Origin of the sequence: uncultured Eubacterium sp. (assembly GCF_937958975.1) — a bacterium.
Lineage (GTDB): Bacteria > Bacillota > Clostridia > Lachnospirales > Lachnospiraceae > Eubacterium_G.
Genome location: NZ_CALGRE010000049.1, coordinates 15,378 through 38,407, shown reverse-complemented (window position 1 = coordinate 38,407; position 23,030 = coordinate 15,378). Strand labels below are relative to the sequence as shown.

Sequence of the window (23,030 nt, the reverse complement as noted above, 5' to 3'; positions counted from 1 at the left end):
AATACGCCGATTCCTGCTCTGTGAAATGAATCAATTAAATACATAAAATCCTGTGGTTTTCCATATCTGGCTGTTGGTGCATAATATCCTACCACCTGATATCCCCACGAGCCATCAAAAGGATGTTCTAAAATCCCCATAAGTTCTACATGGGTATATCCCATATCCACCACATAATCCACGAGTTCATCAGCCATTCTTTTATAATCATAAAATCCGTCTTCGTCATCCGGTCCATTAAATTCTTTTCTCCAGGAACCCGGATGTACCTCATAGATAGACATCGGTTTCTCATAGTGGTTTTCTGAAGCCTTCTGGCTAATCCACTTAGCATCTTTCCAACGGTATGAATCAATGTCCGCAACCTTTGATGCATTTCCCGGTCTCATCTCTGCCCAGTTTCCATATGGGTCTGCTTTGTATAATGTATCTCCACTCTGTGTCGAGATAACATATTTATACATTGCTCCCTCTTCCACCTCCGGAATAAAAAGCTCCCAAATTCCTGAATCGTTATTCATCTCCATATTGTGGTTATATCCTAACCAGTCATTAAACTCACCGATTACGGCAACATTAACCGCATTCGGAGCCCATACAGCAAAATATGTCCCTTTTACTCCATCAATTTCAGTTAAATGTGCACCAAGTTTCTCATATATTTCATAGTTGATGCCTTTACCAAATAAATAACAGTCATCTTTTGTTATGGCTAATTTATTTCCCATATGGTATCCTCCAATCGCGCAGACTGCGCATCTATTCTTTTCGTCAGACCACTGAATGCAGTCTGACGATTATTCTTCTAAACCCTATTATAATTAATAAGGCATCCTTTTAATATAATGTCACGTTCATCATCTGTCATTTCCCCAAGTTTTAATGTAAACTCTTTCATTTCTTCTCCGACAACATACGCCGGAATCTCTGTTGCCTTATTGCGCACTGCCTCCGCAATATTTGGAACAAAAATATAATCATCTTTCTTAAACGGAAGCTCTTTCTCCTCATAAATAAATGGAAGCATACCCCAGTTTATCAGGTTGGAACGGTATCTCTTTGTGGCGTATTCCTGTGCGATATTCGCCCAGCCTCCGAGAACTTTCTGACAGGATGCAGCCTGTTCTCTCGCTGAACCATCACCAGGTTTTACCGCATAAATGGTACTTCCAATACCAATCGTCTCTCTGCTGATAGGATACTGTGGAAGTTTTTCCTTAATAAGAGATGTACACTGATGAATTTCCGGCAATGTCTCACCCGGACAATTTCCTGCCTCTCTGGCTTTTTCAGCCTTCTGAACTTCCTTTGCTTTTCCTACATATTCAGGATCTTTTCTTGAAAGAGCAAATTCAGCTAATCCCAGTGGATTGGAACGATAGGATGAAGTTTCCCCGGAAGGAATCAACTCATCTGTTGTTGTTACAGGGTCATGTATTTCGGAAACAACCTTAAGTAATAAATTATCTGTAAGAGCAACCATCTCCGGCCAATCCTTAATATTTGGTCCGAACTGAATTTCTGTCTCAGGGGCAGCAACTCCCTTGGAATCAAATACTCTATTATCGTAGATACTCTTATCAAAATGATACTTTCGTCCCTTATATTCTGTATCCATATCTGTTGCCGCCGTGAGATATCCCTTGTTCGCTGCCGTTGCCGCAATAGAACGGGCGTCCATAAGTGCAACCGATGAAATCTGTCCATTTTGAAGCTTACTTCCCTCACGGTTCGGGAAGTTTCTTGTGGAATGTCTGATACTAAATGCATTATTGCTTGGTGTATCACCCGCACCGAAACATGGTCCACAGAAAGCTGTCTTCATGACACCACCTGCCGCCATAATAGATGCCGCACAGCCATTGTTAATTAACTCCATATATACTGGCATTGATGCCGGATAAACACTGAGTGTAAACTCATCTGCTCCAATACTCTTTCCATTTAAAATATCTGCTGCTGCACAGATATTTTCAAATCCGCCACCTGCACATCCTGCAATAATACCCTGGTCTACATATAATTTTCCATCTCTGATTTTATTTGTCAGCTTATAATCAACCTGTCCATCCAATGAAACCAGCGCCTTCTTTTCTACATCTCTTAAAATATCTTCGAGGTTAGCATTTAATTCTTCTATTGTATATGTGTTACTAGGGTGGAATGGCATAGCAATCATTGGTCGAATCTTAGACAAGTCTACATATACGATTCCATCATAATATGTAACTTCCCCAGGATTTAATTCCTTATACTCTTCTACTCTTCCATGAATATCATAAAATTCTTTAATCTTTTCATCTGTCTTCCAGATAGATGACAGACAGGTAGTTTCTGTTGTCATAACATCCACACCGATTCTGAAATCAGCACTGAGATTAGAAACTCCCGGACCTACAAATTCCATTACTTTGTTTTTTACATATCCTTTTTCAAATACTTCGCCGATAATGGCAAGCGCAACGTCCTGTGGTCCTACTCCCTTTGCCGGCTCGCCTGTCATATAGATTCCAATAACTCCCGGCATATTAATATCGTAAGTCTGTGACAGAAGCTGTTTTACAAGCTCCGGTCCTCCTTCTCCCATAGCCATAGTTCCCAATGCACCATAACGTGTATGCGAATCCGAACCTAAAATCATCTTTCCACCACCTGCAAGCATTTCTCTTGCAAACTGATGAATAACTGCCTGGTGAGGTGGTACATAAATACCGCCATATTTCTTTGCACATGTGAGGCCAAACATATGGTCATCCTCATTGATTGTTCCACCTACAGCACATAAACTATTATGACAGTTTGTGAGAACATATGGAATCGGAAATTTTTCCAGCCCAGATGCTCTTGCTGTCTGAATAATTCCTACAAATGTAATATCGTGTGAGGTAAGTTTGTCAAACTTAATCTGTAGCTTGTCCATACTTCCTGATGTATTATGATTTTTTAAAATATCATATGCTATTGTATTTTTTGCCGCTTCTTCTTTTGAAAGAAATTTGTCTCCTAACTTACTTTTCAGTAATTCTTCCTGTCCTTCTTCAATGACTTCTGTACCATTGATAAGGTATGCTCCGCCTTTGCTTAGTGTTATCATTTTTGCCTCCTGTAATTTACTAGCATTTTTCAGTCTATAATGTAATAAATATTTTATCACTGATAAATAATAGTATACAAAATTTAAGGGGGCTTTTCAAGTAAACTTGCCAGGAATAAACCCGACAAAAGATGTATTGTGTATGCTTTTTCTTTTATCCCTTGATTTCAAAATTTCAGTATAATAAAATAGATATAAAAATAAGCAAGTGAGATTAATATTATGAAAATAGCAGTTGTCAGTGATGTATTGGGCAAGGAAAATAACGGCACAACAATAGCTGCCATGAATTTAATAAGAACCCTGAAAGCAAAAGGACACGAAGTGAGAGTGATATGCCCGGATGAGGATAAAATGGGACAGGAAGGTTACTATATTGTTAAGACGTTGAATGTGGGACCTTTCAATAATTATGTAAAGAAAAACGGTGTCACTATTTCCAGACCGGATAAGAAGGTCATAACAAGAGCGTTAAATGGTATTGATGCCGTACACATTATGGTCCCTTTTTTTACCGGATGCTATGTGGCAAAATACTGCCATGAAAACAGTATCCCCCTCTCTGCCGGTTTTCATTGTCAGGCTGAAAACTTTTCCAACCATATATTCTTGATGAACGCACAGCGTTTCAATAACAGGCTCTACAAAATATTTTATAAGCACCTATATCAGTATTGCGATGCGATTCATTACCCAACCAGGTTTATCTGTAATGTCTTTGAAGGAGTCGTGGGACTGACACCTCATCATATTATTTCTAATGGGGTAAATAAGCAGTTTAACCGGGATATTCCGAAGAAAAAAATAAATGACGGGCTCTACCGCATTTTATTTACCGGCAGATATAGCAGGGAAAAATCACATCTTGTTTTATTAAAAGCTGTAAATAAGAGCAAATATAGAAATCGTATCCAATTGATTTTTGCGGGAGACGGTCCACAGAAAAAGAATATTCAGGTATATTCCGCAAAGCATCTGCCAATTCAACCGATATTAAAGTTTTATTCCAGAGATGAGCTGCTGGAGGTAATTGGCTCTGCTGACTTATATGTACACGCCGCCGAAATTGAACTTGAAGCAATTTCATGCCTGGAAGCAATCTCATGTGGTCTGGTTCCGGTTATCAATAATTCTCCCCGCTCAGCTACAAAGTATTTTGCTCTTGATGATAAAAACTTATTTCAATGTAATAATTCCAAAGATTTAGCAGCAAAGATAGATTATTGGCTAGAACATCCTAAAGAAAAAGAACAACGCAGCCTGGAATATGCAGATTTTGCAAAACAATGGGATTTTGATTATTGTATGGATAAAATGGAAGAAATGATTGTTACCAATTCAAAGAAAGGCAATTATCAATGAAAACAATTTATTATGAAGATGAATTAAATGATGACTTTGCGGCAACCCAGGGAATTAAAACCAGACCTTTACCCAGAGACTACAAGTGGATACATAAGAGTAAACTTTGGAATATATTCGCGGATATCCTTTATTTTCTTATCGTGTTTCCTATTGTAAAAATATTTAATAAATGTATTATCGGACTTACAATTAAAAACCGGGGTGTGATTAAAAAATTAAAATCAGGCTGTTTTCTTTACAGCAATCACACACAGCATATTGACCCCTTAATTTCTGCCGATGTATCCGGGTGGGGACATAGAACTTATTTTATGGCGGGCAATGATGCTTTTTCCATTACCGGATTAAAACATCTTGTAGCTATGCTTGGAGCCATGCCTCTTGGTTATGATATGGACAGTATGAAAAAAATGATTCATACGGTTTCTAAACGTTACCATGAAAAGTCCTGTATCACCATATACCCCGAAGCACACATTAGGCCTTATTATACAGGTATCAGACCTTTCAAAAGTGCATCTTTTGCATATCCTGTGGGGCTCAATGCGCCCGTTGTAGCAATGGTTGTCACATATAGAAAACGTTGTTTTCCATTTCGTCTGTTCTTTCAATATCCGGCAATTACCGTATATTGCAGTGACCCAATGTATACAAATCCTACTCTTGGAAAAAAGGCTGCAAAGGAAGAACTGCGTAACCGGGTATATGAGTGGATGAAAGAAACCGCAGAAAAATACAGCACTTATGAATACATTCGTTATGAAAAAAAGGGCAACTTATAATTCTTTTATGCGATACCAAAAAGGGATGGCAATTGCCATCCCTTTGCATACTATTTTTTTGTCTTTACAGATTTTTTCGTCCATTTACTATTTACGACTTCACCTGAAAGGTTATACTTCACAGCTCTTACTCTCACATAATATTTTTTCTTCTTTTTTAATTTCGTAATCTTATATGTCGTTTTCTTGATTGTCTTTGTCTTCGCTCCCTTAAAAGAAGATTTTGTGGAATACTGTACCTGATATTTCTTTGCCCCTGATACCTTTGAAATCTTCAAAGTAACCGTTGCCTTTTTCGCTTTTTTCGAAACCTTATTTGCTTTTAGCTTTTTAATTTTTGGCTGCTTAATCGTATTGTCGGCTTTATATTTTGCTCTCGCACTGTCTAAAGTAACTTTCGGGTTTGTTGTAGCAAATATTTCTCTGTTTGTTGCCGCTGTTCCTTTAAAGCTGACTTTGTTTGGATTCGCCGTATCGATTGTTCCATTTGTCGATACAATTGCTTTCGGAAATTCAACACTGATTTTAAATGTAACCGCTGAGTTAAGGTCTATACCTGCTGTTTTTAACATTAATTCAAACTCCTGCCTGCTCATATCTTCTCCAAGCAACGACATTAGAGATTCTTCCATCATACTCGAAAGGTTCAATTTCAAATAAAATGTATCCGTTGTAATATATCCCTGACCTCCTTGCATTACTTCTTTGCTCAGTTGTCCTTTTTTAATGTTTTTATGTTCTGTTAACTGATAGCACTGCTTTCCATCAATACTTACTGATTTAAATCCCTGGTCAAGATAGCTTTCTTTAAAAGACTGTTTTAATTCCCCCTTAATCAAATCAATGTCTGCTGCCGGCATACCCATCACCTTATAGAGTTTTATTGCAGTATCCATCAGCGCTTCTTCATCCACCACCTCTGTAATATCACAGACACCGCTTCCATCAGAATTGATTTTAAGTGTAATGTCTTCTGTCATACACCCCGTCAATGCCATTACAACAACAAGCATTAACGCCATAAATTTTAACTTTGCATTCTTCATTATAATTCGTCCTCCTTCTATTTTAATATTTATAATGTATTATACATAATGCTCTTTTTCAACTTCTATTTTTTTATTTTCTTTGCTTTTGAATATTTTCCATAGTATTTCTTTCCCCCATATTTTACATATGCTCTGACTTTAATATGGCATTTCTTTTTATATTTTTTTGTATTAATTGTACAAATCTGCCTGCCGGATACATTGGCTAACTTTTTGTATTTTTTTCCATTTCCCGAAATATACACTACAAAGTTTTTTACATTATCCGAAGTGTGTAATTTTATTTTTACTTTATTCCTTCTTTTGGATTTAACTTCTAATGTAGCCTTCCCCGGAACAGTACGAATAGATTTTCTAACTGAAAACACTGCCTGGACATTTTTCCCATCCGCACAAACCCTGTAGTAATATATTTGTCCGGGTACAATATCTGTATCATTATAAGTAATCGATATATAATTGTTTCCCTTTATACTTTTTAGCAATTTGTATGTCGATGCATTCCCCTCTGCCCGATAAACTTTATAACCTGTGGCGCCAAAAACTTTATTCCATGAAAGGGTATTCCCTCTGGTATTGTTTCCTTTCACCATAAAATTTCCCGGCGCCGCTAACCTTGGCGCTTTATCAGACAATATATATGTTGAATTGTGTGTTATCTCAATTTCCGCATATCCGTCATTAGAACAAGCAATATTTTTACTCAATATTTCCGGTGTAGTGTCATAATAACTCAAAACCAAATCTTTTTTGTAACCATATTTCGCTTTGAGATATTCATTGCTCAGTCTGATTTTTGCCTTACCCGGAAGTTCTCCATTATTTGCAAATCCAATAGACAACATATCATCATTATCCGCATAGCCTAACTTTTTACCTGTAGTCGACGTCATAGTGATTGACAAATCAATGGATTTGCATTTTTCAGGTATGATATCTTTACCGTTAAAAACCCACTGGACATCAGGTCCCTCAAAAACTAACGTAATGTCTTTACCCGCTAAAGCCTCAAAAATCTTCTTATCCGCAATGCTTTTTATCGAATATTCCGCAATGGCAACCTCTCCCGGATTCATTTTCTCCAAAGCTTTTATCACACCGTTGATATTGGCAGTCGAACCATAATAAACAATATCATATCTGCTCTTTATCTCTATAGAATAATTATCTTGCAATATGTTATTTAATGACAAATCCCGATACGTTTCTGTAAAATTTTTATTATAAACCGTAATCTGTTCTATATGGTAGCTCCCATTTTCCAGATAAGTATTTATAGGAAACTTTAAAACAACTTCTTTTGTCCTTATCGGTTCTGTACTCTCCCAATATAAAGCCTTTTTATTGCCGTTTTCGTTTACGATACTTAAATTGACACCATCAATTCCCTCACTACCCGGATTTAACTGCATTTTTAACGTAAGTACATTCGGAGTAATAATACTCTTTTTCTCCACCTTCACCTTATCAACACTGATTCCTTCTTTACCATCCGTCGGCAGCTTAGAAATATATATTTCCGTTGAAAATTTGTTCTTATCAAAAATTTCACTCTGGACATTTCTATTTCCAAAAACATCCTCTGTTTCAATTCTGTCCAGATGATAAACCCCTTTGGATAAAATGTCTCTTGTATGAATATAAAAATCTATATTGTATACACCGGTTCTGTAATCTTCTATGTCCTTTGCCTCGAGAACAAGCTCCCGGTTATTACTGTTTTTATATTTCAGCTGCAATTTATGAACTCCGGTTATCTCCTCAATATTCACCTTTGCTCTGCTATATGTATCGCATTGTAAATTATGTGGATTCACAAACTCTATACTCTTTACTACAGGACCATTTCTATCCTTTATGTTGGAATTACTCACATCTATCACAGTAGTAAACTCTTGTATCTTATTATCTGGCGACTGATAACATACTACATTTCCCGTGACATCACTGATTGTCACACGCTCGACAGAATACTGACCTTTCATAAAATAAGACTTTGCACCAACCAAATCAAAAGAGATTTGATGTTTTCCCGTAAACAACAACTCATTATCATTTTCTGCTGTCACCTGATATCGCAGACTTATAATCTGATTTGTTTCTCTATGAACAAAAGTTATATCAATCTGATTTACCCCGGAACCTTCTTCTATTAAATCAAAATCAATATTCATAATTCCATCTGCATCAATCATATTTGCTTCATGAATCAAGAAAACCTTTAGCTCAGGGGCTGTCACATCAAAACTTGTATCTGCATTTACAATATTTATCGCAGTGGAGGTCATAGCCAAAATAATTATAATCGATATAATTCTTTTAATTTTCATTTGCACTATCCTCCTTTATAAAAGTTTTTAAGTCTACTTTATAAACTTCACTCCTTGATACAATGTCTCCCCTTTCATAATCAATCTGCCCCAATGAAATTTCTATAGGTTCATTCCATGTCTTTGGCAGCTGATAATAATAGTAGACCTGCTGATTGTCACTCTGTCCCCCTAAATTTAATAATTCAGTTCCATTCTGTCGAATTGTCAGGATAGAATTATCTTTCAATGCATCTTTCCTTTTGTATGATACTTTCATATACCATGTAGACATAAAAATATTTGTCACTTCAAAGTTTTTGTCTTTCAATATATTTACATTTTTATTCGTTATTCTCTTACAATGATATATTTTTGATAAATCAATTTCTGCCTGTTTTTCTAAGCAATAAACGTCACTATCCTCTCCTCCAACCATATACATCAACTCAATTCTTGCCTTTATTTTATTATCGCCTGAAAGCCGCTTAAGCCAATCAGTGTCTTCAAAAACAGTTGAAAGAATATAATATCCATTCACTTTCACAACCATTTCATTGTATGCCTGCATTGTACTCTTATAAACTGTCGCTCCGCAAATATCTATGCCACTGTCCTCGTCCACAGCAACCTTGAAATCAATTCCTCTGTCTGTAACTACATACTGCTTAATAATTACTTTTTTACCGTCTATACTATATTCCAGGTTTAAATCCCGGGCATATGCATCTGTATTATTCTCATATTCTGTATCTAATTGTCCAAAATATTTTTCATACATGCCAACCACAAATGCTTTGATTGTATTATTATTTGCAACTATTATTATAACAAGAAATACTGCTGCAATGGCAACTAATTTTTTCCAGTTCTTATCCCTCCGGTCATTCACCTTTTTTTCCCGTCGCCCATTCTTCACTACGTCAGTAATTCTGTCTATATCAGCTAAGTCGAGAGTAACATTTTCATAATCAGTATTTAATTTTTTCCGTATCATTTCATCGAAATTATTCATCGCTGTTACCTCCCTCCTCAATTGCTTTTTTCAATAAATCTCTCCCACGGTTTAGAAGTGTATAAATACTGGCTGTTTTTTTGCCCAATATCTCTGCAATTTCCTCTACTTTATATCCCTCATAATAATATAGATATATAGCTGACCTATATTTTAGTGGCAGTTCCATAATAAGCATTTTCATATCATCAGATTGTTCCCTGCTATAACTGTCCATATTCTCCAGCATATTTCTGTTTTCGTTGTACTCTAAAGAGACAGCCTTCTTTTTATGGAATGCTTTTACGGTGTTAATACTATGATTTATTGTTACTCTTATCAGCCATGCCTTAGAATGTTCTTCATCCTTGAAAACTTTCTGTTTGGCATATTTAATAAACACTTCCTGTAATACATCCTCAGAATCTTCTTTACTGCCTGTATACGAATATGCAATTCTATATAGCATAGGGCTGTGTTTTTGAATCACAGCCTCTATACTATCCCATTGATAATTATCATGTTTCATTGTTCAGGTTCCTTATCTCAAGCCTTTATTTTTATCTTTTTAAATTTACTATACAAAACCGTGTCGCCACTGCGCTTTATGCACCTTACCCTGATATAACATTTCTTTTTATGTGTAAACTTATATGTCTTTTTGGATGTGGTCTTTAGCAACCTGTATTTTCCGTTTTTCTTAACATATATCTGATACTTTACATTTTTATGACTGCTTGTCAAAGTCAAGCGGATTTTGGATTTCAATCGTTTTGCCTTTACTTTTGGTTTTTTCAACGTCACAGCCTTTGATGCGGTAGTCTGCTGAATTGTTGTCGTCTGCTCTTTGTTTGTTGTCAGCTCTACAGTCGTAGTCTCCTGTTTTCCAAATCCAATCGGCTCCACCCAATCTGACTTGTAACTATGTGTACATTTTACACACTCATGTAATGTATAACCATATTCTGTCATTGCAGGAGCAACAACAGTGTCAATATATTTGTGCCCAGACTTCGGATGCTCTTTATCTGCTACTCCCGTCTTATAACCACAATTTTCACAGCGCTGTATAATAAATCCGTCTTCCGTACATGTAGGCTCAATAATTCTATATATTCGATACTGATGCGGCTCTTTTTCAGTATAATATGAATTTACCTGCTCATTACAGTAATCACACTGATATATTGTATATCCTACGCTCGTACATGTAGGTTTTATTGTCTTGATTTTCCGACTAAACTGATGATTACATGTTCCGCTCAACTCTTTCAAATCTATACAGACAGCTACACGGGCATCCTCCTTTTTATCCACCAAATCTGTTCTGATAATATATGTTTCTCCTGCATTCAACTGCACTTCAACTTTAAAATTTATACTTGAACCGTTATCATTATTCTCTGTCAAAATATGATTATTCATATCCATAACTGTACCATAGGTATCGTACACCTCATTAACTCCCAACGTATAAATCTCATATGTTCCACTGTTTACCGGTGTAAAATACAATTCCCTATACGGCACTACACTATTTAAATAAAACCTCTTTCTGGAATTAACAATTGCAATATCATCCTCCGCCATCTCTACATAGCTGATTTCTAATGGCACTGTTTTATTTCCAAACTTTATCTGAACCGTCTGCGTTCCTAACCTGTTTACATCTGCCTCCGACACTTCATATCCTGCATCTGTATTTGCAACAGTTCCATCTTCATACTCGGCTTTCAACGTCATTCCCTTATATCGTGGCTGTCTTCCCAATACAAATTCTGTCTGGTCCGGATTTTTTGTTATTGTAAGTTTTTTTAATGCCTTTGTTATTTCTAATGGTATAAAGTTTATTCTTAAACTTTTACATCTTTTTTCAACCTGTGAATCTGCATAGGAGCTTATACTTAAATCTCTTACCTCTGTCTTTTTTTCAATCGCACAATTCGGATTCAGCAAAGTAATTTTCTCTATCGAAACAAGATTTTCAAAGGAAAGTATTATCTTTTCTACGCTTTCCGGGAACGCTATCTCTTTTACATTTCTTGCATTCAAAAATGCATATTCCCCTATAGTTTTCGTCCCATCAGCCACCTGTACTATACTATCTCTCTTTCCCACAGCATATTTTATCAGCTCTTTTTTCTTTTTATCATAAAGATTACCATCTATCACCTCGTAATACTCATTTTCTGTACTTGCGATAAACTGCGTTATCTTCTGCTCATGACTAAAAAATTGTACATTTATTCTTTTTATCGTAGACGAAATTGTGACAGTTTCTAAATTTGGAAAAACCGGCTGTTCATCGCTCCATACAGAAATTTCGCTTACACCCTCTGCAAAAACGATATGTTTTACTCTATTTACGATTCCGATAACATCTCCATTTGTCAAACCGGAAGTTTTTATCGTCAAAATACCCGTGTTAGTATCAAATATCCATCTGTCATTTTTTCCATTAATGATATGCGCATCCGTTGTCTCTTCCGGCTGGCTCTCTTTGGTCGTTATTTCTTCTGTGGATTTCTCAGTTGTCTCCTGTTCTCCCGGATTCGATACATAGGTTTTTCCATCGTCCACCCATACACCATCAATACAAACACCGGAACCACTCTCATTTTTGATGGTGATACTTTTCGTTGTCACAATATAAACAATATCATTTTTTTCACAGACAACTCTATCTCCTTCTACAATTGATTTTTTTTGAATTGTCGCATTGTTAGATAATTTCCAGACGATATTTTCTCCCACATCCGCTTCAATTGTTTCTATTGTATCAGGAACTATCACTTTCATAAAATAATTATAGCTAAATGAAGCGCTTCCCAAAAACTTAACTGTGTCTGGAATTTCAACCTGCTCGAGTTCATCCATACTGCTTGAAAAGGCAACCGCTCCAATATATTCCACCCCCGGAAACATATCCATTCCCGGAAGTTTTTTGCATTTGTAAAATGCCCTGGTTCCAATTTTGTTTACTGATTTTAAATGTCCGAACGATACCAGAGAATAATTATAAGAAAACGCTTCCATTCCTATTGTCTTTACTGTCCCATGAAAATCTACTTCTTTCAATCCACTGCAACTATCAAAAGCTCTTTCTCCTATTTCCTCGATATCCTGATAAATCGTCACATGTTCTAAACCACTCTCAATAAATACAGCCTCCGGAATCGATGATATTTTTTTAGGAAATACGAAGTTTTTAATTCCTGCTCTACAAAAAGCATATTCACCAATATCCGTTACATTATCGCTTAAAACGAGTTCTTCTAAATTGTCACAATTATTAAATGCGCTCTGTCCAATCCGTGTAACACTATCCGGAATATCTATTTTTTCGAGAACACCACAGGCCGCAAAAGCAAAATTACCGATAGATGTGATTCCCTCCGCTATTTTTACAGATTGTATTTCATATCTATAATCAAACCAAACAGAATCAAAGGAAGAATAATCATTCATCTTTCCCGTACCATTAATTTCTAACAATCCATCTGAATACAATACCCAGCTGGCATTTTCTCCGCAGGTTCCTGCGGCAATGGTCTCTGTGGCTTTTGCAGGAATTACCGGTTGTATCATGGTGAGAACCAATAATATTACCATAAGCCATGCCGCTGCTCTTTTTTTCTCATTTCTCATAACTATTTCCTCTTAACATTCATTCTACTGTTTCACTGTTTTGCTTTTTATTTTACTCCAACCGGAATACAATTTCTTACCCTCTATTATTTTGTAAGTTCTCACTCGAACATAATATTTTTTCCCTGCCTTTAGTTTCTTAAATGTTATTTTCCCTTTCGTCATCCCGGCAGTCTTTTTCATTACCCTTTTGAAGTTCCGCTTTCCTGATATTTGAATTTCATATCCGCTTATCTTTTTCGTTTTCTTCCATGTAATCTTAAGCGATTTCTTCTTCGCCTGTAGTTTTTTTATTTTTGTTGTAACATTATTCTTTGTAATCTGTTCCGGCTGAAGCGGCTTTGTCTGTTGAACAATAAAACATGCCTTGCACTTTTTGCATCGCTGTAAGGTATATCCCCCCTGATTGACTGTAGGGGCAATTATAATTTTTTCATAATTATGTCCTGTCGCATTTATTATCTCTTTTATTTCACTGCCACAATGTCTGCACACCTTTAAGATATAACCAGATTCTGTACATGTGGCATTCTTTTTCGATTCTTCATATTCATGTCCTTGTGCCTCTACATATTTATCAATATATGATTCACTACACAAGGAACAAATATGCCTTGTATATCCTCTTTCATAACATGTCGGCTCTACAACTTCATCCACATATTTATGTACACAGACTCCTTCGGTCACTAATTCAATGTCTTTTTCTGAAGAAGTATAAGTTTTAATTGTCAATGCATATGTCAAACCTTCCTTCAATGTCGCGGTAATTTTAAAGTTTTCATCCTCTCCACTGTTATCATTACTTGTCCTATACCACCCATTTAATTCTCTCAATGTTCCATATGTATCATAAGCCCCCTTTGTATAAAAAGTGTACTTACTTGTAATATCTGCCTTTATGTAATATGTCTTCTCATACTCCTTTGTATCAATATGAACTATCTTTGTTCTATTTTTTATTAACACCATCTCCGAATCAATATCGTTGATATTGAAGATATTGAACTTGACTCCTACATATTTGCTTCCCACCTGATGTGTATATCGATACTCCGCAGTCTCCAAATATCCATAATATTCCTCTAATGGCACAGATAAATTTCCATTGGCATTCACACCATAATTTTTTATCTCTCCCATCTGGCAATCGGAACGAACCGGTACGTTTTCCCATACACCATCTACATTTTTTTCCAATGTTCCCGGCTCTGTCCCATAATACAATTCCTGTCCGTCTGTCATTCCTTTGGCTGTGTATTTTATATTTAATTTTTCTCCTCTGTCCAAATATGTTTTAGAGGCTTTGCCTGTTACCGTAATTCCGTCTTCCTCTTTTTCACTAACAAATTTTGCCTTTAAATAAAACGAAACGGATTTTTCTGACGACACGCAGATTGTATAAACCTCTCCTTTTTTCATATACATATCTACCTGTGCATTATTATAAGCTCCCGCATTGTCATTGGATTTTGACACTCCATTATTATCGCTCACTACCATATGGGTGTTTTCAAGTCCTTCTGTAAAGATACTATAAATACCACTCTCCTGAGGGTCAAAATAATATATGGCATTGTATTGCCTGTTTTCTTTATCCCATACAGTCTTAACTTCTTTTGATAAATCTGTGGTTAAATGTATGTCTTCGGGAATTTCAGTGACTTCGACATCAATGCCCGTCTGCGCATTACCATATATAATATTTAGATGCATTGTTCCCACTTGAGATGTATCATTTCCCGTCACCTGATACCCACAGCCAACGAATCTGGTCGTTCCGTCACTATACTTCACATTTAATTTCATGCCTTCCGTAACATATGGCTGCCCTTTCATAACTGACATTTGTGTCGGTTCTACTGCAACAGATATTGACTCAACTTTATCCAACGGTATTTCTTTAAAATTTATATTATATGCCATGCACTGTTTTTGAATTACACAGCCCGGATAACCGTAAATTGTCAAATCCGGATTTACCTTTGTGTTTGCATTATAAACAAACTTGCACTCGTTATTTGGAACGACAATATGATTTACTGCCCCTCCGGCTCTAAGCGGCAAATATATTTTTATAGTATTTTCCGCCAATATTAATGTCTTTATGTCCGTCTCTCCCACAAAAGCATCTTCCGATACGATTTCCGTTCCCTCTGCAACTTCAAAAGTTTCCTCACTTTTTCCGATTGCGTATCTTATTAAATCCCTCTGTCCGTTATAATTATAATAAAAGTTCCCATCAATACTGCAATAATATGGATTTTCAGGGTCTACAATATATTCTTTTAATTTTGTACTTTTTGCAAATACCAACGAATTAAAAGAACGCATACTTTTCGATATGTATACATCCTCCAGATTCGGGAAATTTACCAGACTGGAACTGATATACACAGTGTCAATACTATCCGTAAAAACCACATGCCTAACCTTTTCTTCAACGCTCTGGCATGTATATGTCTCTACTTCACTTCCATAAAAATAAATCGTCTCTGTCTGTGGGTCAAATTCCCAATATTGTGATTCTGATTTACCCGACGAGCCTGTAAATTCCGTATTTTGTTCCTCAGTTGCTAACTCTTCTGCCTGAATCCATATTCCCTGCGTGGACATGAACATGCTTGCTACAAGCACTATTGCAATCAGTTTTTTCCATTTTACTGTCATGCGCGCCTCCCTTTCTTTCCGATTTACTGTATTTCTTCTCTTACTTATAACACAAATGAACATATCCTTTTTATTCATTTTTTTAATATTTTTTGAAAATACTCAAAAAAACCTGAGTCCAGATATTTCTTTTTAATGAAACACCTCAACTCAGGTTTTATATATTTTCCAAGTTTTACTTCTTTACACTATGCTTTTTATTTTTTGTTTTTCAAAATCCTCCATTTCGATAAGCCCTCGCTATTACATACGAAGGTTCATAATAAGCACTACAATTGTAATTATCTATCACATCACAAATATCGTCATTATATATTCTTATAATACCTTCAACTTCCGTTTCTCCTTGTTCCAACGTATCAGATATCAATCTCTGATACACTTTTCCCATCTGCGTAGGAGTCGGGATTTTTTCAACTAATTCTCTATCAACAACAGTAATATCAAAATCTCCTTCAGTCAATATATATTCTTGAATCCAATCATCTTCCACTGCTAAAGGATTTTGAGAATGCAAAACATTAGCAACACTGACTAAGTGTTCTAACTCCTCTTTCCCGATGCTGTTTACAATATAGCTATTTTTCTGGTGCAATTTTCTAGCTATACGCTCAATCATGTAACAAATAAAATATAAATCATTTTTTTTAATATCTTCATCAGGAAAATACTTATTTGTCAATAAAATCACTCCTTTCAAACTTTAATGTTTTTAAGGCATCCTCTGTACAAAAAACAATCTGATATGTTGGATATTTAAATTTTACCAATTCCCAAAAGGCTTCCTTTGTGATATTTCCTGCCATATAGTCTTCTACATAATCCCATATCTGGTCATCTGCCATAGGACCTTCTACAATATCAAAACAATGTTCCTTACCTCTCCTGCAATCAACTACAAATTGTAACCATTCTTCTGTCATATTCTGAAATTCACATTTTTTCAGTTGAATGTTTTCTATATAATTGTATTTGTTTACCACAGATTCCCCACGTTTTGTAAGTGCCCAACGCTTTGCTTGTTTTTCGATATTTGTACAGTAAAAACCGTATCCAAAATCTTTATAATGACCATCAATAAGGATTCTGGGTTCTATTACTGTCACATTACTGCCATGATATATTATATTTTTTCCCATATGGCTATCTCCTTATTCCCTATCAGCAAAATAAAAACAGTTACCTTACATCTTTGTTTTTATTTTATAATACACTCTATTCCAATTCAATCTTTCTTCTTAATTACACATTAACATTTATTTCTTATAATTCAATTATTTATGCTTTTTAATTTTCTTAAACTGAATATATTTCACCTCGATACCGGCCAATACATCTTCTAATTTTAGATTATATGCACCCTTATCTAATTTCACTTTGCACAGTTTCTGTGTAATCCAGTTGCCATCTGTTCCATTTGTCTGAATGACAACCATCGTTTCTCCGTTTGCTTTTACATTTACCGTAGACTGTGCAAGATTCGACTTTGCAAAGGAAATATTAACAATTATTGTATATTCTCCTTCTTCCTCTACAACTAAGGTTGCCTCCTTTCCTCCTTCGAACATTACTTTATCACTTTTAGCAACATTATGTAAACTGTATTTTGCCTGTTCTACCGGTATTGATACATAATGCTTTGCCACATCTGTATCGATTAGCTCTCGATGTATTACCGGTGCATTTAAAATGAAATTACATATGTTAATTGCTGCACGCTGAAGCTCTCCCACTGTAAGTCTGCCACCTTCAACTGCGCTTTCTGTATCATCATTATTGGAATTAATTTCTGCACCATTATTATTTACTACCATGTACACATCATTCTGTGAGCGAACCATGTCTCTCGTCTTTTGGTTTGACTCTTCACCTTTTTCTACAACATCGTTCATCTTTGCCCACCAGTCAGTCATAACAATGCCCTTATATCCCCACTCCTCACGGAGAACTGTTGTACAAAGATCATAATTGGATGCTGCCCAATGTCCGTTAATCGGATTATAACTTGTCATAAGTGTCATGACTGTTCCTTCTTTTACAGCCATCTCAAAAGATTTCAAATAAATTTCCCTGATTGCTCTCTCTGAACAAACAGCATCTATTTTAAATCGGTGTGATTCCTGACTATTCAATGCAAAATGCTTAATTGTACCCCAAGCGCCACCGTCTTTGATACCCCCCGTAGAGGCCACAGACATCGTTCCGGAAAGATATGGGTCCTCAGAATAATACTCAAAATTTCTTCCATTTAATGGGTGGCGATGAATGTTGACACCTGGTCCTAAAAGCGTATCAACCTCATTTCTGCATAATTCCATTCCTTCCATGGTATAAAGTTCTCTAACCAATTCAGGATTCCAAGATGCCGACAATGCCGTTCCTATCGGAAGCTGTGTTGCTTTTCCTTCCATTCTGAGTCCACTCGGTCCGTCTGCAGTACATGCAGCAGGTATTCCGTAATTAAACAATGAATCACTTAAACCGCCAAATGCTGAGGCTGTCCCTTTTGTGACTCTAGGGTTGCTCATTCCCTCGCCTCTCACAATCTGCGCCAGTTCTTCCACAGTAAGCTGGGCAACAAATTCATTGATTGTATTTTTTCCAGCCTGTACATCCTGCAATGTAATTCCTACATCACCTGTAATTTCCATACTTTCAGGAAGATTATCCTCAATACGCTTTCCCAAATCTACAGTTGGTTTCTGCGAAGGAACATAAATTTTCTCATATGTACCATCTGGCCTTTTGTTCCCCGGCTTTAAAAGTGTAAGATTTTCATCATCCGGACACATCACCTCTGACAACTGTTCCACTACGAGTAATTTGTCTAAGCTATATGTAAATGCAGAAGTGCATTCTTTAACACTGTTTCCGACAAAGAATTCGTAATCTCCTGTCTCCAATACATAGCATGATTTATTTCCTGTGACACCTGAATCATCATATGATACCAATGATTTTATATCAACCTCAATATTGAGTATCTGACTTTCCTGAGGCGCTAATTGATTGGTCTTTTGATAAGCACATAAAGATTTTGCTGGCTTTCCAAGCTCTCCCTGTGGTGCACCGCAATAAACCTGTACTACTTCTTTTCCCGAATACTTATCCCCTGTATTTGTAACTTTAATTTCTAATTCAATTTTTCCATCCCTTTCTTTTGAGGAAATCGTCTCAATAGAAAAGGTTGTGTAGGAAAGTCCGTATCCAAATTCAAACATCACCTTGTCCGGTGCAAATGTTTCAAAATATCTATATCCCACATAAATATCTTCTTTATAAAGATTTGTAAGAGGGTTTCCAAAATTCTCATAAGATGGGTATGCTTCTAAATCCTCTGCTATCGTATCCGGAAGTTTTCCACTTGGTGTTGCCTTACCCGAAAGAATATCAACTACAGCATTTCCGCCTTCCATTCCGCCCTGCCATACAATCAGTACAGCTTTGATATGTCCTTTAAACTGTTCTTCATTCATCCATTGCATGTCAATGATATTAGAAACATTGAGAACAACACATACTTCTTCAAAAGCAGATGTAATATTTTTTAAATTTTCCTTTTCTTCGTCCGTTAAAAGATAACTTCCCTTGCCGTTATAATTATCTTTATCTTCGCCCGCTGTACGGCCTATTATGTAAACTGCTTTATTTGTAACTGCGGCTTGTTTTTTTGCATATTCTTCACTAATATCCATATCCTTCTGGAACCAAGGCTCACATGCCCATCCGCCACCGCCATTATCGAACGGATGCTCCTTTAGCCAAGCTTGATAATCTGCTAACAACTCCCTATTGATAGTAAGATTACTACTATCAAAACCATCTAATATATTTGTAGCATACTCAACATTTACAGCGCCGCCTGAACCGGTTCCACTTCTATAATATTCTAACTGTGGACGTCCAAAAACAGAAATTTTGTCATTTTGAGTAAATGGAAGTATATTCCCCTCATTTTTCAAAAGAACAATTCCCTCAACCGCTGCCTCACGGCTTTTGTCTGCAAATCCCTTTACAGGAACTCCTCTCAAACTTTTTTCCATAAGAAAGTTACCTCCGACTTTGTATTTATTATTTAAAAATTTCTTATATATTTTCTATATTATTTAAATTGAAAACCTTCACTTTTCTGCTAATTGCACTATAACATATTCTTTGCCCTAATGCCATATTTTATGGGGAGAAAAACATTTTTATTATCACTTGCTTTTCCATGATTTTAACGGTAACATATGGTTGTTTTTATGCGATAAAACAGGGCGATATATTTTTTTGTAACGTTTTTAGTGGCTATTTCTTTATTGCTTTAACACATTAAATATTGTAAAATTGTATTACATTATATATACGAACGAAAGGAATTTTAAAAATGGGAAAATATTTTCAAGAAGATATTGAAACTGCCTCACGCGAACAGATTGAACAGTGGCAAAACGATGGACTCGTTTCAGTTGTAAAACGTGTTTATGAAAACGTACCTTACTATCGGGCAAAGATGGAAGAGGCCGGGGTGACACCTGACGATATTCAGAGTACCGCAGATTTGTCAAAACTTCCTTTTCTAACAAAGGATGACTTGAGAGATGCTTATCCATATGGTTTGTTAGCTATTCCCCTAAAGGATTGTGTCAGAATACAGTCTACTTCCGGAACAACCGGAAGAAGGGTTGTTGATTTCTATACCCACAAAGATATTGATATGTGGGAAAACGGATGTGCCCGTGCAATTGTGGCTGCCGGTGGAACCGATGAAGATGTTTGTCACGTTTCATATGGATATGGTCTTTTCACAGGCGGACCGGGATTAAACGGCGGTTCACATAAAGTTGGTTGTCTTACACTTCCAATGTCATCCGGAAACACTGACAGACAATTACAATTTATGACAGATTTGGGTTCTACTATTTTATGCTGTACTCCAAGTTATGCTTCTTATCTTGCCGAATCTATCGAAGAGAGAGGCCTCAAAGACCAAGTTAAATTAAAAGCAGGTATCTTTGGTGCAGAAGCATGGTCCGAAGAAATGAGACATGATATTGAAAACAAACTTGGAATTAAAGCTTATGATATTTATGGACTTACGGAAATCGAGGGTCCCGGTGTTGCGTTTGAATGTGCAGAGCAAAACGGTATGCATATTTGTGAAGACTATTTTATCCCAGAAATTGTAGACCCTGACACACTGGAACCTGTTCCTGACGGACAGATTGGGGAATTAGTATTTACGAGTTTTGCAAAAGAAGCTTTTCCACTGATTAGATATCGTACAAAAGATATTACATACATTACCAGAGAAAAATGTAAATGCGGCCGTACACATGCCCGTATTCACAGACTTATGGGAAGAACCGATGATATGCTTATTATCAAAGGTGTTAATGTCTATCCTTCACAGGTCGAAGAAGTTCTTATTAAACAGGGCATGCCTGCAAACTACCAGCTAATCATTGACCGTGTAAACAATAGCGACACAATGGAAGTTCTTGTTGAGATGACACCTGAAATGTTCTCTGATACTATAAGTGCAATTTCCACAAAAGAAAAAGAAATTGTAGCGGCTCTCAAGAGTATGCTGGGAATTTATGCGAAAGTAAAACTTGTTGAACCAAAATCAATTACACGTTCGGAAGGAAAAGCCGTTCGTATTATTGATAAACGTAAAATTTAATAATATGAGGAGGTAATGTTATGTATATTAACCAGATATCAATTTTTATAGAAAACAAACCAGGAAATCTTGCTAAGATTACCAGCTTCCTTGCAGATAATGAGGTGGATATGAGAGCCTTTGAAATCGCAGATTCAAGTGATTTCGGTATTATTCGTATTATTGTGGATAAACCATTTGATACACTTACACTTTTAAAAGATAATAATTGGATTTGTAACCTCACACAGGTTATTGGAATCAAAATTCCCGATAAACCAGGGGCAATGGCAAAGGTCTTGGATATACTTGCCGCTGCCGATGTCAGCATTGATTATGCCTACACCTTCGTTGCCAGAAAAACAAATGACGCTCTTATGATTTTCCGCGTTCAGGACAATGATAAAATTACTGCCCTTTTGAAGAAAAACGGCATAAAGCTTGTAGGACAGGACGATATAGCAAATTTATAGAATATATTAACGTAATTCATACAATATTAAGTTTACATAAATCCCATACTTTTCGAAGTTTGGGATTTATTTTTTATCCAAAAACAAATATATACTCCGTACAACATTATACTTTTCGTTCAGAATTATCTTAATAATAACCAATAATCCAACCACTTAAAACACATTATTATAGTCTTCTATATTTTCTCTATCTATAAAATAATAATCTGAATATTCTTTATAACAAATTCTTTTCTTTGTAAATATCACCTCTTTCATACATACATATAGATACCAACCAAAAAACTCCTATCAATATTAATTGTATCACCCAACTACTATTTATGTTCATAAAACTACTATAATCGTTAGAATAATAATTTTCACTAGAAAATGTAAATAATAAGCTAAATATTCCAAATGAAACATTATTAGCACTTGCAAGAGTTATAAGCCCTAATGCTATAATTGGCACAAAGGAAATTAGGCGATTCTTTGATATGATATATACAAAGATACTCATATTAGTGATAATACACATATCAATTCCAATATATATACAATATCTTATCAATAATCTCGCCGACACTGGAAGCTCCTTATATAATACAAACCCCATAACTTCTAACCAGTGTATTCCCATAACAAAAAATATGATGATAAATGTTGAACAAACTCTAGTATTTATAAGTTCTTTTCTAGTAACCCTTCCGGTTAATAGCATTGTATCATGTATACTATAAATCAATTGCGAATAATTTAATGATAGATATGCAGAAAACACGATTCCATAGAACACCATCAATAACTGCAAATAACCTCTAAAAAATTCTGAAACAGAATTATTAATATATAAAGAATAAAAAGTGTTATCTTTATTCATCATTGTACTTCCAGGAATAACTATTATTAAAATTCCAATAACTGTACTTGCTAATATAAACTTAAAAGTGCAAATTTGTTTCAAGTCCATCCAACTCAAATATATGTATTTTTTTATAATTTCCATATTTCTCC

The 23,030-nt window shown here is 35.7% G+C and carries 15 protein-coding genes and 1 pseudogene; 4 read left to right on the top strand and 12 right to left on the bottom strand.

Annotated elements, in window-relative coordinates:
• Both Q5O86_RS09445 and Q5O86_RS09440 read right to left on the bottom strand, forming a co-directional pair.
• Positions 1-728: pseudogene (locus Q5O86_RS09445) on the bottom strand (1,4-alpha-glucan branching enzyme); the annotation flags it as partial.
• Positions 729-805: 77 nt separating this feature from the next.
• A complete protein-coding gene (locus Q5O86_RS09440) occupies positions 806-3,094 on the bottom strand; it encodes a hydratase (RefSeq protein ID WP_302626899.1) in 2,289 nt (762 codons plus the stop codon).
• Between the two features lie 222 nt (positions 3,095-3,316).
• Between Q5O86_RS09440 and Q5O86_RS09435 the strand changes: the two genes are divergently transcribed.
• Together Q5O86_RS09435 and Q5O86_RS09430 are read left to right on the top strand one after the other, a co-directional pair.
• Positions 3,317-4,456: a glycosyltransferase gene (locus Q5O86_RS09435; protein WP_302626898.1), complete on the top strand. Its 1,140-nt coding sequence runs from the start codon at positions 3,317-3,319 to the stop codon at positions 4,454-4,456.
• Entirely contained in the window at positions 4,453-5,241 is a 789-nt protein-coding gene (locus Q5O86_RS09430) for a 1-acyl-sn-glycerol-3-phosphate acyltransferase (RefSeq protein WP_302626897.1), read from the top strand. Before Q5O86_RS09435 ends, Q5O86_RS09430 begins: the two co-directional genes overlap by 4 nt.
• 50 nt (positions 5,242-5,291) lie before the next feature.
• On the opposite strand, the gene Q5O86_RS09425 is transcribed toward Q5O86_RS09430, so the two are convergent.
• The 9 genes from Q5O86_RS09425 to Q5O86_RS09385 form a co-directional block, all read right to left on the bottom strand.
• Positions 5,292-6,287, bottom strand: a complete 996-nt coding sequence (locus tag Q5O86_RS09425) for a fibronectin type III domain-containing protein (protein ID WP_302626896.1) — start codon at positions 6,285-6,287, stop codon at positions 5,292-5,294.
• 65 nt (positions 6,288-6,352) lie between these two features.
• A complete protein-coding gene (locus Q5O86_RS09420) occupies positions 6,353-8,620 on the bottom strand; it encodes a fibronectin type III domain-containing protein (RefSeq protein ID WP_302626895.1) in 2,268 nt (755 codons plus the stop codon).
• Positions 8,610-9,614, bottom strand: a complete 1,005-nt coding sequence (locus Q5O86_RS09415; RefSeq protein WP_302626894.1) for a hypothetical protein — start codon at positions 9,612-9,614, stop codon at positions 8,610-8,612. Before Q5O86_RS09415 ends, Q5O86_RS09420 begins: the two co-directional genes overlap by 11 nt.
• On the bottom strand, positions 9,607-10,122 hold the full coding sequence (locus Q5O86_RS09410) for an RNA polymerase sigma factor (RefSeq protein WP_302626893.1): 516 nt from the start codon (positions 10,120-10,122) through the stop codon (positions 9,607-9,609). Before Q5O86_RS09410 ends, Q5O86_RS09415 begins: the two co-directional genes overlap by 8 nt.
• Before the next feature lie 17 nt (positions 10,123-10,139).
• The gene (locus Q5O86_RS09405) at positions 10,140-13,241 is read right to left on the bottom strand and encodes a leucine-rich repeat domain-containing protein (RefSeq protein ID WP_302626892.1); all 3,102 of its coding nucleotides are present in this window, start codon (positions 13,239-13,241) and stop codon (positions 10,140-10,142) included.
• A 24-nt stretch (positions 13,242-13,265) separates the two neighbouring features.
• Positions 13,266-15,911 carry a fibronectin type III domain-containing protein gene (locus tag Q5O86_RS09400; protein WP_302626891.1) on the bottom strand — a complete coding sequence of 882 codons (2,646 nt, stop codon included), beginning with the start codon at positions 15,909-15,911 and terminating at the stop codon, positions 13,266-13,268.
• Positions 15,912-16,122: 211 nt separating this feature from the next.
• Complete coding sequence (locus tag Q5O86_RS09395; protein WP_302626890.1) at positions 16,123-16,593, bottom strand: hypothetical protein; 471 nt, start codon at positions 16,591-16,593, stop codon at positions 16,123-16,125.
• Complete coding sequence (locus Q5O86_RS09390) at positions 16,583-17,050, bottom strand: DUF3990 domain-containing protein (protein WP_302626889.1); 468 nt, start codon at positions 17,048-17,050, stop codon at positions 16,583-16,585. Before Q5O86_RS09390 ends, Q5O86_RS09395 begins: the two co-directional genes overlap by 11 nt.
• A 135-nt stretch (positions 17,051-17,185) precedes the next feature.
• Entirely contained in the window at positions 17,186-19,954 is a 2,769-nt protein-coding gene (locus Q5O86_RS09385; RefSeq protein WP_302626888.1) for a glycoside hydrolase family 3 C-terminal domain-containing protein, read from the bottom strand.
• Positions 19,955-20,280: 326 nt separating this feature from the next.
• Between Q5O86_RS09385 and Q5O86_RS09380 the strand changes: the two genes are divergently transcribed.
• Both Q5O86_RS09380 and Q5O86_RS09375 read left to right on the top strand, forming a co-directional pair.
• The gene (locus Q5O86_RS09380; protein WP_302626887.1) at positions 20,281-21,579 is read left to right on the top strand and encodes a phenylacetate--CoA ligase family protein; all 1,299 of its coding nucleotides are present in this window, start codon (positions 20,281-20,283) and stop codon (positions 21,577-21,579) included.
• 20 nt (positions 21,580-21,599) lie between these two features.
• On the top strand, positions 21,600-22,031 hold the full coding sequence (locus Q5O86_RS09375) for an ACT domain-containing protein (RefSeq protein ID WP_302626886.1): 432 nt from the start codon (positions 21,600-21,602) through the stop codon (positions 22,029-22,031).
• A gap of 220 nt (positions 22,032-22,251) precedes the next feature.
• On the opposite strand, the gene Q5O86_RS09370 is transcribed toward Q5O86_RS09375, so the two are convergent.
• The gene (locus Q5O86_RS09370; protein ID WP_302626885.1) at positions 22,252-23,022 is read right to left on the bottom strand and encodes a hypothetical protein; all 771 of its coding nucleotides are present in this window, start codon (positions 23,020-23,022) and stop codon (positions 22,252-22,254) included.
• Between the last annotated feature and the right edge of the window lie 8 nt (positions 23,023-23,030).

What these genes read in the sequence shown, in the direction of transcription:
- Q5O86_RS09440 (WP_302626899.1), bottom strand. Translation starts at nt 3,094, where the DNA reads ATGATAACACTAAGCAAAGGCGGAGCATACCTTATCAATGGTACAGAA.
- Q5O86_RS09435 (WP_302626898.1), top strand. Translation starts at nt 3,317, where the DNA reads ATGAAAATAGCAGTTGTCAGTGATGTATTGGGCAAGGAAAATAACGGC.
- Q5O86_RS09430 (WP_302626897.1), top strand. Translation starts at nt 4,453, where the DNA reads ATGAAAACAATTTATTATGAAGATGAATTAAATGATGACTTTGCGGCA.
- Q5O86_RS09425 (WP_302626896.1), bottom strand. Translation starts at nt 6,287, where the DNA reads ATGAAGAATGCAAAGTTAAAATTTATGGCGTTAATGCTTGTTGTTGTA.
- Q5O86_RS09420 (WP_302626895.1), bottom strand. Translation starts at nt 8,620, where the DNA reads ATGAAAATTAAAAGAATTATATCGATTATAATTATTTTGGCTATGACC.
- Q5O86_RS09415 (WP_302626894.1), bottom strand. Translation starts at nt 9,614, where the DNA reads ATGAATAATTTCGATGAAATGATACGGAAAAAATTAAATACTGATTAT.
- Q5O86_RS09410 (WP_302626893.1), bottom strand. Translation starts at nt 10,122, where the DNA reads ATGAAACATGATAATTATCAATGGGATAGTATAGAGGCTGTGATTCAA.
- Q5O86_RS09405 (WP_302626892.1), bottom strand. Translation starts at nt 13,241, where the DNA reads ATGAGAAATGAGAAAAAAAGAGCAGCGGCATGGCTTATGGTAATATTA.
- Q5O86_RS09400 (WP_302626891.1), bottom strand. Translation starts at nt 15,911, where the DNA reads ATGACAGTAAAATGGAAAAAACTGATTGCAATAGTGCTTGTAGCAAGC.
- Q5O86_RS09390 (WP_302626889.1), bottom strand. Translation starts at nt 17,050, where the DNA reads ATGGGAAAAAATATAATATATCATGGCAGTAATGTGACAGTAATAGAA.
- Q5O86_RS09385 (WP_302626888.1), bottom strand. Translation starts at nt 19,954, where the DNA reads ATGGAAAAAAGTTTGAGAGGAGTTCCTGTAAAGGGATTTGCAGACAAA.
- Q5O86_RS09380 (WP_302626887.1), top strand. Translation starts at nt 20,281, where the DNA reads ATGGGAAAATATTTTCAAGAAGATATTGAAACTGCCTCACGCGAACAG.
- Q5O86_RS09375 (WP_302626886.1), top strand. Translation starts at nt 21,600, where the DNA reads ATGTATATTAACCAGATATCAATTTTTATAGAAAACAAACCAGGAAAT.
- Q5O86_RS09370 (WP_302626885.1), bottom strand. Translation starts at nt 23,022, where the DNA reads ATGGAAATTATAAAAAAATACATATATTTGAGTTGGATGGACTTGAAA.